Source organism: Mesorhizobium loti (assembly GCF_003148495.1).
Lineage (GTDB): Bacteria > Pseudomonadota > Alphaproteobacteria > Rhizobiales > Rhizobiaceae > Mesorhizobium > Mesorhizobium loti.
Window position 1 is genome coordinate 328641 of record NZ_QGGH01000005.1, and the last position, 14074, is coordinate 342714.

The 14074-nt window shown below is 63.5% G+C and carries 8 protein-coding genes; 3 read left to right on the forward strand and 5 right to left on the reverse strand.

What is annotated here, in order from left to right; all coding sequences use genetic code 11:
- Positions 1 to 2: 2 nt before the first annotated feature.
- The 5 genes from C8D77_RS21395 to C8D77_RS21415 all read right to left on the reverse strand — a co-directional run bounded on the left by C8D77_RS21395 (position 3) and on the right by C8D77_RS21415 (position 9533).
- The gene (locus tag C8D77_RS21395) at positions 3 to 1517 is read right to left on the reverse strand and encodes a malonate--CoA ligase (protein ID WP_109667484.1); all 1515 of its coding nucleotides are present in this window, start codon (positions 1515 to 1517) and stop codon (positions 3 to 5) included.
- Between the two features lie 184 nt (positions 1518 to 1701).
- Positions 1702 to 2448, reverse strand: a complete 747-nt coding sequence (locus tag C8D77_RS21400; protein WP_109667486.1) for a GntR family transcriptional regulator — start codon at positions 2446 to 2448, stop codon at positions 1702 to 1704.
- A 361-nt stretch (positions 2449 to 2809) separates the two neighbouring features.
- Positions 2810 to 3487: a ribulose-phosphate 3-epimerase gene (gene rpe, locus C8D77_RS21405; protein WP_109667783.1), complete on the reverse strand. Its 678-nt coding sequence runs from the start codon at positions 3485 to 3487 to the stop codon at positions 2810 to 2812.
- A gap of 225 nt (positions 3488 to 3712) precedes the next feature.
- Positions 3713 to 7561, reverse strand: a complete 3849-nt coding sequence (locus tag C8D77_RS21410) for a DUF7929 domain-containing protein (protein WP_109667488.1) — start codon at positions 7559 to 7561, stop codon at positions 3713 to 3715.
- A 10-nt stretch (positions 7562 to 7571) separates the two neighbouring features.
- Positions 7572 to 9533, reverse strand: coding sequence for an NHL repeat-containing protein (locus C8D77_RS21415; RefSeq protein WP_109667491.1), 1962 nt, complete (start codon positions 9531 to 9533; stop codon positions 7572 to 7574).
- Between the two features lie 490 nt (positions 9534 to 10023).
- Here C8D77_RS21415 and dnaK point away from each other — a divergent pair, with 490 nt between their 5' ends.
- From dnaK to pmtA, 3 genes are all read left to right on the forward strand, one after another.
- Entirely contained in the window at positions 10024 to 11940 is a 1917-nt protein-coding gene (dnaK, locus tag C8D77_RS21420; RefSeq protein ID WP_109667494.1) for a molecular chaperone DnaK, read from the forward strand.
- A gap of 213 nt (positions 11941 to 12153) precedes the next feature.
- The gene (dnaJ, locus tag C8D77_RS21425) at positions 12154 to 13284 is read left to right on the forward strand and encodes a molecular chaperone DnaJ (protein WP_013528587.1); all 1131 of its coding nucleotides are present in this window, start codon (positions 12154 to 12156) and stop codon (positions 13282 to 13284) included.
- 169 nt (positions 13285 to 13453) lie between these two features.
- Positions 13454 to 14059: a phospholipid N-methyltransferase PmtA gene (gene pmtA, locus C8D77_RS21430; RefSeq protein WP_109667496.1), complete on the forward strand. Its 606-nt coding sequence runs from the start codon at positions 13454 to 13456 to the stop codon at positions 14057 to 14059.
- Positions 14060 to 14074: the final 15 nt, after the last annotated feature.

Below are 14074 nucleotides of genomic sequence, written 5' to 3' on the forward strand. Positions count from 1 at the left end.
CTCTATGAGGCATAGAGGTCCTTGTAGGCGTCGCGCAAAAGATTCTTCTGCACCTTGCCCATGGTGTTGCGCGGCAGTTCGTCGACGAAGATCACCCGCTTCGGGTGCTTGTATTTCGCCACGCGTTCAGCGATGGCGCCGAGAATTTCGGCCCCGGTGATCTGCGATGACGGCGCCCGCACGACGACAGCAGTGACGCCTTCGCCGAAGTCCGGATGGGCAACGCCGATGACGGCGCTTTCGCTAACCCCGTCAAGCGCGTCGATCTCGCTTTCGAGTTCCTTTGGATAGATGTTGTAGCCGCCGGAAATGATCAGGTCCTTGCCGCGCCCGACAATGTGGACGTAACCATCGGCATCGATGATGCCGAGATCGCCGGTGATGAAGAAGCCGTCGGCGCGGAATTCCGCTTTGGTCTTCTCCGGCATGCGCCAATAGCCGCCGAAAACATTTGGGCCCTTCACCTCGATCATGCCGACCTCGCCCTGCGCAAGCGCTGCGCCGCTGTCGGGATCGGCGATGCGAAGCGCGACGCCGGGCAAGGGGAAACCAACCGTACCGGCGCGCCGCTCGCCCTCATAGGGGTTCGAGGTGTTCATGTTGGTCTCGGTCATGCCGTAGCGTTCGAGGATCGCGTGGCCGGTGCGCTCGCGCCAGGCCTTGTGTGTCTCGGCCAGCAGCGGCGCCGAACCGGAAATGAACACACGGATGTTTTTCGCCGCCTCGCGGTTCAGCCCGTCCTGCTGCAGCAGGCGCACATAGAAGGTCGGTACGCCCATCAGGGCCGTGGCGCGTGGCAGCAGCGAGACGATGCGGGCCGGATCGAACTTCCGCTCGAACAGCATCGAGGCGCCAGCCATCAGGATGACGTTGGTGGCGACGAACAGGCCGTGGGTGTGGAAGATCGGCAATGCGTGGATCAGCACATCATCTCCGGTGAAGCGCCAGTGCTCGACCAGCACGCGCGCGTTGGAGGCGAGGTTCTCGTGGCTGAGCATGGCGCCTTTCGAGCGGCCGGTGGTTCCCGACGTGTAGAGGATCGCCGCAAGGTCATCCGGCCCGCGCGTCACGTCATGAAAATCCGCCGGCAGCCGCGAGGCCTGATCGGTCAGCGATCCCTCGCCGTCGCGGCCGAGCGTGACGGTGGTGGCGCCCGATTTTCCCGCCAACGCTGCGATGTCGGCAGCCCTTGCCGGATCGCAGACGACGAGGCGTGGCGCTGCGTCGCCGAAGAAGTACTCCAGCTCGGCCAGTGTGTAGGCGGTGTTGAGCGGCAGGAAGACGGCGCCGGCGCGCAGGCAGGCGAGATAGAGCAGGACCGCTTCCGGGCTCTTCTCGACCTGCACGGCGACGCGGTCGCCGGGTTCGACATCCAATTGCAAGAGCGCATGCGCAAGCTGCGCCGAGCGCGCCAGCATATCGCCATAGGTGAGCGAGCCGCCATCATCGGTTTCCATCAGCAGGCGCCCTGGCGCCGGCATCCGAGACCGGAACGCATCGAACAGATGATTGCTCATAAGGACTTCCCCGGGTGGCTGAAACGGCGGCGTCGAGCACGCTTTTTCGAAGCATGCATTGGCGGCGAAGAGTTCGCGGTTCCCAGCCGCGCCGTCAAGACCGCAGACGATGGTTCACGCCTGTCGAGCCAGCGCCAGAGGTTGTGGGAAATGGGCCGCAAAAGACCCGCCGGGAAAACGATCGCTATCGCCGGGCGCGCTCGGCTCTGCCGGCGGCCGCCTGTGACCCTTCGCCTTGACTGAAGCGTTTCATGCACATGGCGGCGGTCAACTGGTAGTGATTGATCAGTGCCTCGACGGCAGCGTCGGCATTGCCATCCAGGGCACATTCGGCGATCAGGCGATGCTCGCCGAAATCGTCGCGCTGGACGCCTTCGCCGTCATTGGCCATTTGCCGATAGCGATAGGCGTGATCGGAAAGCTGATCGCAGAACCCCACCAGCCATTGCGACCGGCAGGCCGAGATCAGCACCCTGTGGAAGATGCGGTGCAACCTTTCCCAATCCGGGTTGAGCGAGAAGAGATTTTGCGGCGAAAGACGTGACGCGCGCCCCAGGCGATGCAGAGCCAGGACGAGCTGTTCTTCCCATTCGGCGGTGCGGTGGGCGATGGATTCGCGAAGCGCTCGCTCCTCGAGCCAGCAGCGGGTACGCGTCAGCTCCTCGAGTTCCGACGCGCTGACCGGCATGATGAAGAAGCCACGCTGGTCGTGCCGACCGAGAAGCCCTTCCGAGGCGAGGCGATTGAGAGCCTCGCGGACAGGGGAAGCGCCAGCCCCATATTTGGAGACCACCCATTCGACCCGCAGCTTGCTCTCGGCTTCAAGAACACCACCGAGAAGATCGTCACGCAATTGCTGATAGACCGTGCTGGCAAGCGTGCTCTTGGGTCCTGCGGCGTCATCGTTCAGATTGGCAGCTCCGTATGTCATAGCGACTCCTTGTCCCCAAAACTTGTCTTGGGCAATTCGAGTCCGACAGCATTCGCCTTTTCGTACTTGTACCATATAACGCGTGCCGCGGCGCGCTCAAGCAGAAGATCACGCTATTGTACTTTAGCACAAAGGAATATGCGGCATTCCGGAGATCAATGCTGTAATCCCGCGCATTCCCACAACCTGCGGAAACTTAACATGTTTTGTATGCACGCAGGAGAATCTGTTCTTCCTGTTCTTTTGTATGCGCATGAGACCACCTGTTCTATTGCGCGCACAGGCGGCGAACAGCGAAGCCGAATCAGGCCGCCGCTGCTCTTTTGGGCGCAGTGCCCTTGAAGATACGATGCGCCGTGAGTTAGCCGGCTGCGTTGTCGGCTGCCGTCCTGATCGCCTGAATGTTTTGCCGGTAGGCTCCGACACTGCCGCCTTTAAAAATGGCGGCGCCAGCCACCAGCACGTCGGCGCCGGTAGCGGTGACCAGCGGCGCGGTTTCGGCTGAAACACCGCCGTCGATCTCGATGCGGATCGGCCGGTCGCCGATCAGCGCCTTGACCCGCTTCACCTTATCGACGATGGCCGGAATGAACGCCTGGCCGCCGAAGCCCGGATTGACGGTCATGATCAGGATCAGGTCGAGCCGGTCGAGCACATACTCGACCACGCTTTCAGGCGTTGCCGGATTGAGCGACACTCCGGCCTTCTTGCCAAGGTTCCTGATGGTTTGAAGCGAGCGGTCGAGATGCGGCCCGGCCTCTGCATGGACCGTCAAACCGTCGCAGCCGGCCTCGGCGAAAGCGGCCAGATAGGGGTCGGCCGGGGCAATCATCAGATGGCAGTCGAAGAAGGCCTTGGTGCGGTTGCGGATCGCCTTGATCACCGGCGGGCCAAAGGTGATGTTGGGGACAAAGTGCCCGTCCATCACATCGAGATGGATCCAGTCGGCGCCGGCCGCCGCCACCGCTTCGACCTCATCGCCGAGCCTCGAAAAATCCGATGCCAGCACCGACGGTGCGATCAAGGTCTTTCTGCTCATGGGTGCGGCCTTTCCGAGCGCCCTTTTCATCCGGCCACTCTGGATCGACTGCCTAATGCGCTCCAGCCGACTTGTCGAGTGCACGGGCGCGGGCGCTGCACAGGCAGGGTGGCGTTTTGGCGTCTCCGATCGTGTTGCAGCCAATTTCCGCTTGCCCCGGAACCACAAGAAAGACCCGCCGGATTGCTCCGGCGGGTTTCTGGTCTGGCGTCGAGCAGATGGTTATTACTGCTGGAGTTTCAGGATTCTGTTTGGATCCGGATCCTGCTGCTGTTCGACCTGCGGCCTGCGCCGTGGCAGTACCTGCTGCAGCAGCAGGCCCGGGTTGAGCTCCAGCGACGGTTGCCCGCGGACCGGTCGGCAGTTCGGATACCGCCCGATCGTGCCTTCCGGGCAGCGCCGCCTGATGATCGGCTGGCACTGGCCATTGATCATCTGCGTGCCCGGTGCGCATTCCACCTGCTGCCTGGGCTTGCGGCATGCGCCGTCGATCACCTCGGTCCCACGCGGACAGACACATTCGCCGCGCTTGTTGTGGACCTGGCCGCGTATGTCGCACTGCTGCACATCAGGCTGCTTGCGCCGGCAGGCATTGCCTTGCACCTCGGTACCCCTCGGGCAGACGCAATCGCCGTTGGCGTCGTGGACCTGGCCACGGATGGTGCATTGCTCCGGCTTCGGCTGGATCGGTCGGCAGGCATTGCCCCTGACTTCCGTGCCGCGTGGGCAGACGCAATCGCCATCGGTATTGTGGACCTGGCCACGGATGGTGCACTGCTCCGGCTTCGGCTGGATCGGTCGGCAGGCATTGCCCCTGACTTCCGTGCCGCGTGGGCAGACGCAATCGCCATCGGCATTGTAGACTTGGCCACGGATCGTGCACTGTTCGGGCTTTGGCCGGATTGGACGGCAGGCATTGTCCCTGACTTCCGTACCCCTAGGGCAGACACAATCGCCGTCTGAATTGTGGACCTGGCCACGGATGGTGCACTGCTCGGGCCTGTCGGTCCTGACACATTTGCCGTTCTCAAGCCCGGTTCCGCGTGGGCAGACGCAGCGTCCGTCCTCGGTGCGGATCTGGCCTTCGAGCAGCACGCAGCGCTTCGGCGGCGGTGGCGTTGGCAGAACATTGGTACCACCGCCGGTGCACTGGCCATTGCGGAAGGTGGTGCCTTCCGGGCAGACGCAGCGACCGGCGTCGTTCATGACGAAGCCTTGCGAGCATTCCTTCTTCGTCTCCTGGCTGATGGTGAAGGGATGGCAGGCATAGGCCTTGCCGCGATCGCCCTGCACATTGGTCTGGTCGCCGCCAAGCACGTCGCCACCGCCTTGCACCCGTGTGTCGGGAGAGAGCACGCCGACGCAGTTCTGGCCGCTGACGTTGCCCTGCAGATTGGCCAGGCGGCCGTCGTCGGGAATGACCACGGTGACATGGTGCACCTGGCTTTCGCCGGCGCCGAGCGTCAGGTCGGCAATGCAGGACGCAGGCAAGGTTGCCGGTTCCGGCGAGCAGCCGAAGGGCGGATCGATCGACGTGATTTCAACGCCTTCCAGCCTGCCGAGCCCATCCACGCCGATCGCATCACCGATACGGACCGGTCCCGAGAAGGGGGTCGTCCCATCATTGGTGATGGTGATCTCGAACGAGCAGGGTTGGCCGAGCTTGCATTCGCGGTCGCCGGTTTTTTCGACACGGATGGTCGAAGAGCCGCCGCCCTTGGCGCAGGCCTGGCCGATCGGATAGACGATGTCGTCGCCTGGCGCCGGACCAAACGAACCCCGCGCGCAGTTCTCGAACGCGCCATTCGCAGAAACCGTCACGTCGAAGTGGCGGCTGGTTCCAGGTGTCATCACGGCACCGGGAATCTGGCACGACAGCGCATTGGCCGGAACCGGTCCGCATGCCCATTCCGCGCCGTCAGGGGTGACGGTCTGGATCTGGACGGGCGCGCCGCCAGCCACCAGCGTGGCGGCATCGTTGACCCGCACCGGACCGGTGGGGGCAGCGGTGCCAAGGCTGATGACGGTGATGCGGCAAGAGATGACCGCGGCACCGGCGAGCGAGCCGTTGCATACCTTGGTGATGCGCAGGGTCGGCTTGCCGCCATTGGGATGACGGAAGCGTTCCTTGGCGCAAGCCTTGTTATTGGTGAGGTCGTTTTCACCAGGAATGGCCTTCACCGCGGCGCAGTTCTCCACCGTGTCCGACTGGTAGCCGGCCGGCATGACCGCCTTGACGACGATCGGTGTCGAGGCGCCCGGAGGCAGCGAAATCCCCGCATTGTCGCAGCGGAACTGGCCGGGGCCGTTCGGTCCGCATGTCCAGGGCGGGCTCGGGCCGAAGGTCGAGGAGGACGGCGCGCCGCCCGGATAGGTGTCGATCACCGTCAGCGGCCCATTATAGGTTGATGTGCCGTTGTTGATGATGTCGATCACGAAGTAGCAGATGCCGTCGGCCGTGCAGACCGGGATACGGGCACGCTTCTTCAGGATCAGGTCGACCTTCTTTTCGACCGGCGGCTGGCAGTCGCGGTCACGGTCGCCACGCCGGCAGATCGGGATCGAGGCACAGCCGCGATCATTCGATTGGCTGCCGAACAGCGGCTTGCCGCTGGCCCCATAATTATACGTGGCGCAGTTGCGCAGGACGCTGCCTTGCCAGCCTCCGGCCGGCTTGAAGCCGAGCTTGAGGTCGACGGAGGCCCCCGGACTGAGCGTGGTCACCGGATAGGTGCACGTCATCGGGGTGGTGCCGGGTACGCAGACCCAGGGCGGATTAGGCCCCGAATCGAGCGTCGATCCGGCCGGCAGCGTCACCTCGTCGAGCACGATCTTGCCGTGGTAGGCACCGGTGCCGACATTGGTGACCCTGATGGTGAAGTCGCAGCCGCCGCCCATCGTGCAACGCGTCACGTCGGCGCGTTTCTCGACCTTGAGGTCCGGCTCCTTGTCCTTGGGCGGGCACCTCTGGTCACGCGGGATGACGATGTCGATCGTCTGCGTGCAGCACAGGCCCCAGCCTTCCTTCGGACCGGCATAGGTTTCGATGCCGGTGACGATGAGGTGGATGACGTCGCCGGGCGATGCGCCGACGATCTTCCAGTTTAAGACACCGCCGCCCGCCGGCACCAGCTGGGTGTCGGGGATGATGGTGATGCCGGGCGTGGTCGTCGACACCTGCACCCACTTGCCGCCCATCTCCGGGCCGACCGGCATGTGATAGATGAAGGCGCCGCCGCCGGGCACGCAGTCGACCGTGCCGCGTTCCACCTTGAAGCATTCCTTGCCGGGAGGTGGCGGTGGCGGGTTGCATTTTGTGACGTCGATCTTGATCGAGGTCTTCACGCCGGTCTTGAAGTCGCCGTCGTCGGGCTTGCCCGGATCCTGCGACGGGATGATGGTCCCCGTGCCCGGTCCGGCCGTCACCTTGATCATGCCCTGGTTGTCGACGATCGTTGGTGCGGGAAAAGCCGCATGATCGATCTTGGCCGTGATCTGGAAGGTGATGACGCGCTCGTTCGGAGCACCGGCGCCGTCGAGATCGGTGGCGGAGAGCCGGAAATCGGACACAGTCGCCGTATCGTTGGGATTTGCCGAGGTGCTGATTGAAGCCCCCGGCAGTGGCCCACCGGACGAATCCGTGCCGTCGCCGGCCACATTGACGTTGACGATCTCAAGGCCGTGCGGGAGCTGGTCCTTGAAGTCGAGCTTGAGCTTGTTCAGCCTGGCCGCGAGGCTTGGGTCGGCAAAGCCTTGCGGATCGCCGCGCAAGCCGAAGCTCAGCGAATAGACGACATAGTCGCAGCTTCGTTGAGTGCCTTTCTTGGTGAAGAAAGGCACGAGCCGGTCCGGCCTCGGATTGACGACGCGCGAATTGTCGAGGTCGAGCTTCAGTTCCGGGGTGATCGGAACGGCGTCTTCCGCGTGGCTTGCCACAGGGGTGAGCATGGCGACCGCGATACCGGCCGCCATCAGCCAGCGCGCGCCGCGCCTGGCATATGACAGGGGTTTCATGATCGTCTCCATGACGGTTGAGTTGTTTTCTGCGAGCGGGGAGAGTGCGAGATTTTTCATCTTCCCCTCCTCAACGTTCGCAGCTGACGGCTGGGGTTCTGAGCGGCAAAGTCATCTTGCAGCAAGGGTAGTAGCCACCCTTGTCCTTGTCGGACTTCCTGTAGAAGCAGAGCCCGACATCGACTGTGTCGCCCGGATCGTGGCCGGTGATGTCGATCGTGTAGGGCTTGCCGGGCGCATGCGACTGGGATGATGTCACCCCGACGCCTGGCGTCCTGGACTGGGCCTTGATCGAATCGCCGCCGAAGCCGGCATGGTCATGGAGATAGAGATCGGCCTCAAGCCCCGAAGGCGTGCAGTAGTACTGGACATCTTCAACGTCGAGACACGGAGGCAGATTGCCGGGCGGTGGGAAGTCCGGCGGGTAGAAGGGGGGCAGGTAGCCGCCCGGGATTTCTTCATAATAGCCGGCGCGGCCTTCGCAGGGATGCCAGACGGCAACGTCGCCGACATGACCCTCGACCTCCGGGTCTTCGAAATAACCGTCGAAGTCGACGAGCCAGGAGCCGAAGGGCGGCACATTGGCCGGCTTGACCAGCTCTTTGGGCGTAATCTGCACGCCATGCACGGCCAGCGGCCCGCCGGCGGCGAGCTGTTCGGCGAGAGCCGGATTGTCGCGCAGCTTGTCGCCGGTGTTGACCAGCGTCTGCGTGCAGACCGAGGTGTCGAGATTGCCGTCGGCGTCATAGCCATATTGCAGGTCGAGACCGCCGGCCGACTGCCGGTTGCCCTGCGGGAAGCCGATCGCATATTCCTGCGGCATTTCCACCCAGACCGATTCGGTTGCCGGATCGTCCGGGTTCTCGCGCCAGTAGCGAATGACCTCGCCCTTGCCGGAATCGGCGAACTGGCTGTAATCGTAGCGGTTCTCGACCGGACCGCGCTGGGCCAGGTACATGAAGCCGCTGTTGTCGAAGGCGATATCGGTGACGGCGTAGTCCTTGTCGGCCTTGACCGTCAGTTCCCAGCGCGGGTCGCCGGCAAAGGTGCCGTCGCGGGCGATGCCCACCGACCAGATTTCCGACTTTTCGCCGACAGAGTAGTAGAGCCGGCCACCACGATAGGAAACGGCCCAGATGCGGCGCTCGTCCTGCGTGTAGCCCCAACTGTCGGGGTCTTCGCTGTCGAAGGCCGCGCCCTGGATGTCCATCACCGACCCGTCGTCGGCGACGGGAGCCAGCCCATGCGCGGGGCGGCCGACAACGCCATGGTCGAAGCTGTCGATCAGCCTGCCGTTGGCGTCGATGCGATGGATCAGGCCGGTGTCGAGGTCGGAAGCAAAGAACTGGCGGTGGCTGGGATCGAAGGTGAGATTGCCGATGCCGGGGCCGCTGTTGGTGTCGATGTCGGCGAATTTGGAGACCTGGCCGGTGATGCCGTCGATCTTCCAGATGGTGCCCGGCCCGCCGCCGTTTTCGGTGCCGAACTGGCCATCCATGAAGGTGGCGCCGGCCATGCCGCGGCGTTGCCGCTCAGGGCGACCGTCATCGTCGGCGTCCGGCGTGACGATGCGGATGCCGTGCAGCGAGGTGGCGCCGGCATAGAGATTGGGAATGCCGGACGGAATGCCGTCGCGCACTCCATCGTCATAGGTGACGCCGAACACCTGGCCGATCTGCTCTGCCGTCACCTCGAAGGGCGGCGGTGTGTTGACGAGCTGGCCAGCGGCCGGTCCGCCCAGATGCGAGACGTCGAACACGCGCAAGGTGGCGCGGGTGGTGTCGATGAAGGTTTCGTCGACCGGATCGACGCCGGGCGGCAGGCCCTCGTCGAAATTGGGAATGATGGTGCCGGAAAATCCGGTCACCGCCATCGAGCCGGGATAGATGATCTGGGTTTCCTGCGCCTGCGCGGCGCCACCCAGCCACAGGCCGGCGGCGAGCGTCAGCGCCAGCAATGCGCCGCCAGCATGCGCGGCACGACGCAAACGACCATCAAGAGACGACACGAACGAGCCGCGGATGCGAGACATGACACTCCCCCCGTAGTCAACGGGAGAAACGTCCGGTCTGGCCGCGCAAATCAGGGCAAGGCGCGGCGTTCCGGCTCGTTCTTCCCTGATCGAATTGTCTGCTTTCCTCATTGTCACGATACGCCTGCTCTTACGCAGGGTCAACGGAATCAGCGGAAAACCCAGCGCATCGACCCCGTCCCGAAGGCGGTGGTCGCGCCGAGCTCCTGTTGTTCCCGGAGACCGCGGAGTCTCTGGGTTATTGGTCATGGGGGGCTTCCTTTCCGGGCCGCACCATGCGGCGCCTGGACATCAGTCGCAGGCGGAGGTGGAAAGGTTCATGGAAGCCTTGCGCAGAATGCTTGCGCGCGATGCCGCCTGTTCTTATATACGCGCCAAGCCGTTCGGTGCCGGAATGCCGGTTGCCGGAACGGAATTTCTTGTGAACAGGGGCTTTCGTCGGAACGCCTGTACGGGTCCTGAGAGCCTGCTTAGCGGAGAGACTAGAAAAATGGCAAAAGTAATCGGTATCGATCTCGGCACCACCAACTCCTGTATCGCCATCATGGATGGCAAGGAGCCGAAGGTAATCGAGAATGCGGAAGGCGCGCGCACGACGCCTTCCATCGTCGCCATCAGCGGCGACGACGAACGTCTCGTCGGCCAGCCGGCCAAGCGCCAGGCGGTCACCAATCCTGAAAACACCATCTTCGCGGTCAAGCGCCTGATCGGCCGCCGCTATGACGATCCGGTGACGGAGAAGGACAAGAAGCTTGTCCCCTACAAGATCGTCAAGGGTGACAATGGCGATGCCTGGGTCGAGGCCGGCGGCAGGAAGCAGTCGCCCTCGCAGATTTCGGCCATGATCCTGCAGAAGATGAAGGAGACGGCGGAAGCCTATCTCGGCGAGAAGGTCGAGAAGGCGGTCATCACCGTTCCGGCCTATTTCAACGACGCCCAGCGCCAGGCGACCAAGGACGCCGGCAAGATCGCCGGCCTCGAAGTGCTGCGCATCATCAACGAGCCGACGGCTGCGGCGCTTGCCTATGGCCTCGACAAGAAGGAAGGCAAGACCATTGCCGTCTATGACCTTGGCGGCGGCACGTTCGACATTTCGGTGCTCGAGATCGGCGACGGCGTGTTCGAGGTCAAGTCGACCAATGGCGACACCTTCCTCGGCGGCGAGGATTTCGACATGCGCCTGGTCGAATATCTGGCGGCCGAGTTCAAGAAGGAACAGGGCATCGACCTGAAGAACGACAAGCTTGCCTTGCAGCGCCTCAAGGAGGCGGCTGAAAAGGCCAAGATCGAGCTGTCGTCGACCACACAGACCGAAATCAACCTGCCCTTCATCACCGCCGACGCGACCGGGCCGAAGCACCTGACACTGAAGCTGACGCGCGCCAAGTTCGAACAGCTGGTCGACGATCTGGTCCAGCGCACGATTGCCCCTTGCAAGGCGGCGCTCAAGGATGCCGGCCTGAAGGCCGGCGAGATCGACGAGGTCGTCCTGGTCGGCGGCATGACCCGCATGCCCAAGATCCAGGAGATCGTGAAGCAGTTCTTCGGCAAGGAGCCGCACAAGGGCGTCAATCCGGATGAAGTCGTCGCTCTCGGCGCCGCCATCCAGGCCGGCGTGCTGCAGGGCGACGTCAAGGACGTGCTGTTGCTCGATGTGACGCCGCTGTCGCTCGGCATCGAGACGCTGGGTGGCGTGTTCACGCGCCTGATCGAGCGCAACACAACGATCCCGACCAAGAAGAGCCAGGTGTTCTCGACGGCCGAGGACAGCCAGTCGGCCGTGACCATCCGGGTCTTCCAGGGTGAGCGCGAAATGGCCGCAGACAACAAGGCGCTCGGCCAGTTCGACCTGGTCGGCATCCCGCCGGCGCCGCGCGGCGTGCCGCAGATCGAGGTCACCTTCGACATCGACGCCAACGGCATCGTCAACGTTTCGGCCAAGGACAAGGGCACCGGCAAGGAGCACCAGATCCGCATCCAGGCATCGGGTGGTCTTTCGGACGCCGACATCGAGAAGATGGTCAAGGACGCCGAGGCCAATGCCGAGACCGACAAGAAGCGCCGCGCGCTGGTCGAAGCCCGCAATCAGGCCGAAGCACTGCTGCATTCCTCGGAGAAGTCGCTGAAGGAATATGGCGACAAGGTTTCGGAGACCGAGCGCACGGCGATCTCCGATGCGATCGCGGCGCTGAAGACCGCGACCGAAGGCGATGACGCGGCCGACATCGAGGCCAAGAGCCAGGCGCTCGCCGAGGCTTCGATGAAGCTTGGCCAGGCCATGTACGAAGCTTCGCAGAAGGAAGCGGCGGAAGCCGACGCCAAGGCGGACGCCGCCAAGGACAGTGACGTGGTCGATGCCGATTTCGAGGAAATCGACGAGGACGACGACAAGAAGAAGTCGGCCTGAACCGTTTGACGGCAAGATAGTGCGGAAAGCCCGGCGCAAAGCCGGGCTTTTTTGCAACCCCTTGCGGAAAAACAGCGGGCCTCGCCGAAAAAATGCAGGCAAAGCCGCGTCGACACTGGCATCCCGCTTCCATCGCACCTAAATCGGAACGGCAATGCCGGCAAACGACGCAACAATGCTTCAAGACGTTGAGCATCCGGACAGCGGGAAAAAATGAAAGCTGATTTCTACGAAACGCTGGGCGTGCAAAAGGGCGCCGATGAGAAGGAGCTCAAGAGCGCTTTCCGCAAGCTCGCCATGCAGTTCCATCCCGACCGCAATCCCGGCGATCATTCCTGCGAGCACAAGTTCAAGGAAATCAACGAAGCCTACGAGACGCTGAAGGACCCGCAGAAGCGCGCGGCGTATGACCGCTTCGGCCACGCGGCCTTCGAACAGGGCGGCATGAATGGCGGCGCGCAAGGCTTTGGCGCCGGCGGCTTCGCCGACATCTTCGAGGATATTTTCGGCGACATGATGGGCGGGCGCCAGCGCCGCTCGTCGGGCGGCCGCGAGCGCGGCGCCGACCTGCGCTACAACATGGAAATCACGCTGGAAGAGGCCTTTGCCGGCAAGACCGCGCAAATCCGTGTGCCGGCGTCGATCTCCTGCTCGGAATGTTCGGGCAGCGGCGCCAAGCCCGGCACCCAGCCCGTCACCTGCTCGATGTGCAATGGCCACGGCAAGGTGCGCGCCACGCAAGGCTTCTTCTCGATCGAGCGCACCTGCCCGCAATGCCAGGGGCGCGGCCAGACGATCAAGGATCCATGCCCGAAATGCGCCGGCCAGGGCCGCGTCACCGAGGAGCGCTCGCTGTCGGTCAACATCCCGGCCGGCATCGAGGACGGCACCCGCATCCGCCTAGCCAATGAGGGCGAGGCCGGCCTGCGCGGCGGGCCATCGGGCGACCTCTATATTTTCCTGGCGGTCAAGCCGCACGAATTCTTCCAGCGCGACGGCGCCGACCTCTATTGCAAGGTGCCGATCTCGATGACGACGGCCGCCCTTGGCGGCTCCTTCGAGGTGACGACACTGGATGGCACCCAGACCAAGGTCAAGGTGACCGAAGGCACCCAGAACGGGCGCCAGTTCCGCCTCAAGGGCAAGGGCATGCCGGTGCTGCGCCAACCCAATGTCGGCGACCTCTATATCCAGACCGCGGTCGAGACGCCGCAGAACCTCACCCGCCGCCAGCGTGAACTGCTGGAGGAGTTCGAACAGCTCTCCTCGCAGGACAATTCGCCCCAATCGAGCGGCTTTTTCGCCCGCATGAAGGATTTCTTCGAATCCTTCGGCGAACGTTGATGCATGTCGCCCACGACCAGGAGCCGGTTTGCGCCGCGAAAACCCGTGAGACGCGCGTCACCTTGAGACGCGACGAAAATTATCTTATCCACGACATGCGTCCGGCCGCGCCTTGCCTTGCACCGCCCAGGTGTTAAGTAACTTGCGGGGAGCGCTGAGGAGAACTTGCATGACACGTGGCCCTGGACTGCGGAAGGCGCTTGTCGAAAAGTTCGACGACGAACTCAAATTCTTCAAGGGCTGGATCGACAAGCCGAAGACGGTCGGCTCGATCGTGCCGACCAGTTCGATCACCGCCCGCAAGATGGCCTCGATCGTCAATCCGAAGTCCGGCCTGCCGGTACTCGAGGTCGGTCCCGGCACCGGCGTCATCACCCGCGCCATCCTCGCCCAGGGCGTGCGGCCCGAGAACCTCTACGCGGTCGAATACAACACGGATTTCGTGGGCCACCTGCGGCGGCTCTATCCCGGTGTCAACGTCATCGAGGGCGATGCCTTCAATCTCAACGCCACGCTTGGCGACAAGAGCGGGATGATCTTCGATTCCGTCGTTTCGGGCGTGCCGCTGCTCAACTTTCCGGTCGCCCAGCGCATCGCCTATATCGAGAGCCTGCTCGACCGCATCCCGGCCGGACGGCCGATCGTGCAGCTGACCTATGGCCCGATGTCGCCGATCCCGGCCGGTCGCGGCGACTACACGGTCAAGCATTTCGATTTCATCTTCCGCAACATCCCGCCGACGCAGCTGTGGATCTATCGGCGCGAGGCCCATTAGGGTGCGTTGATTTAA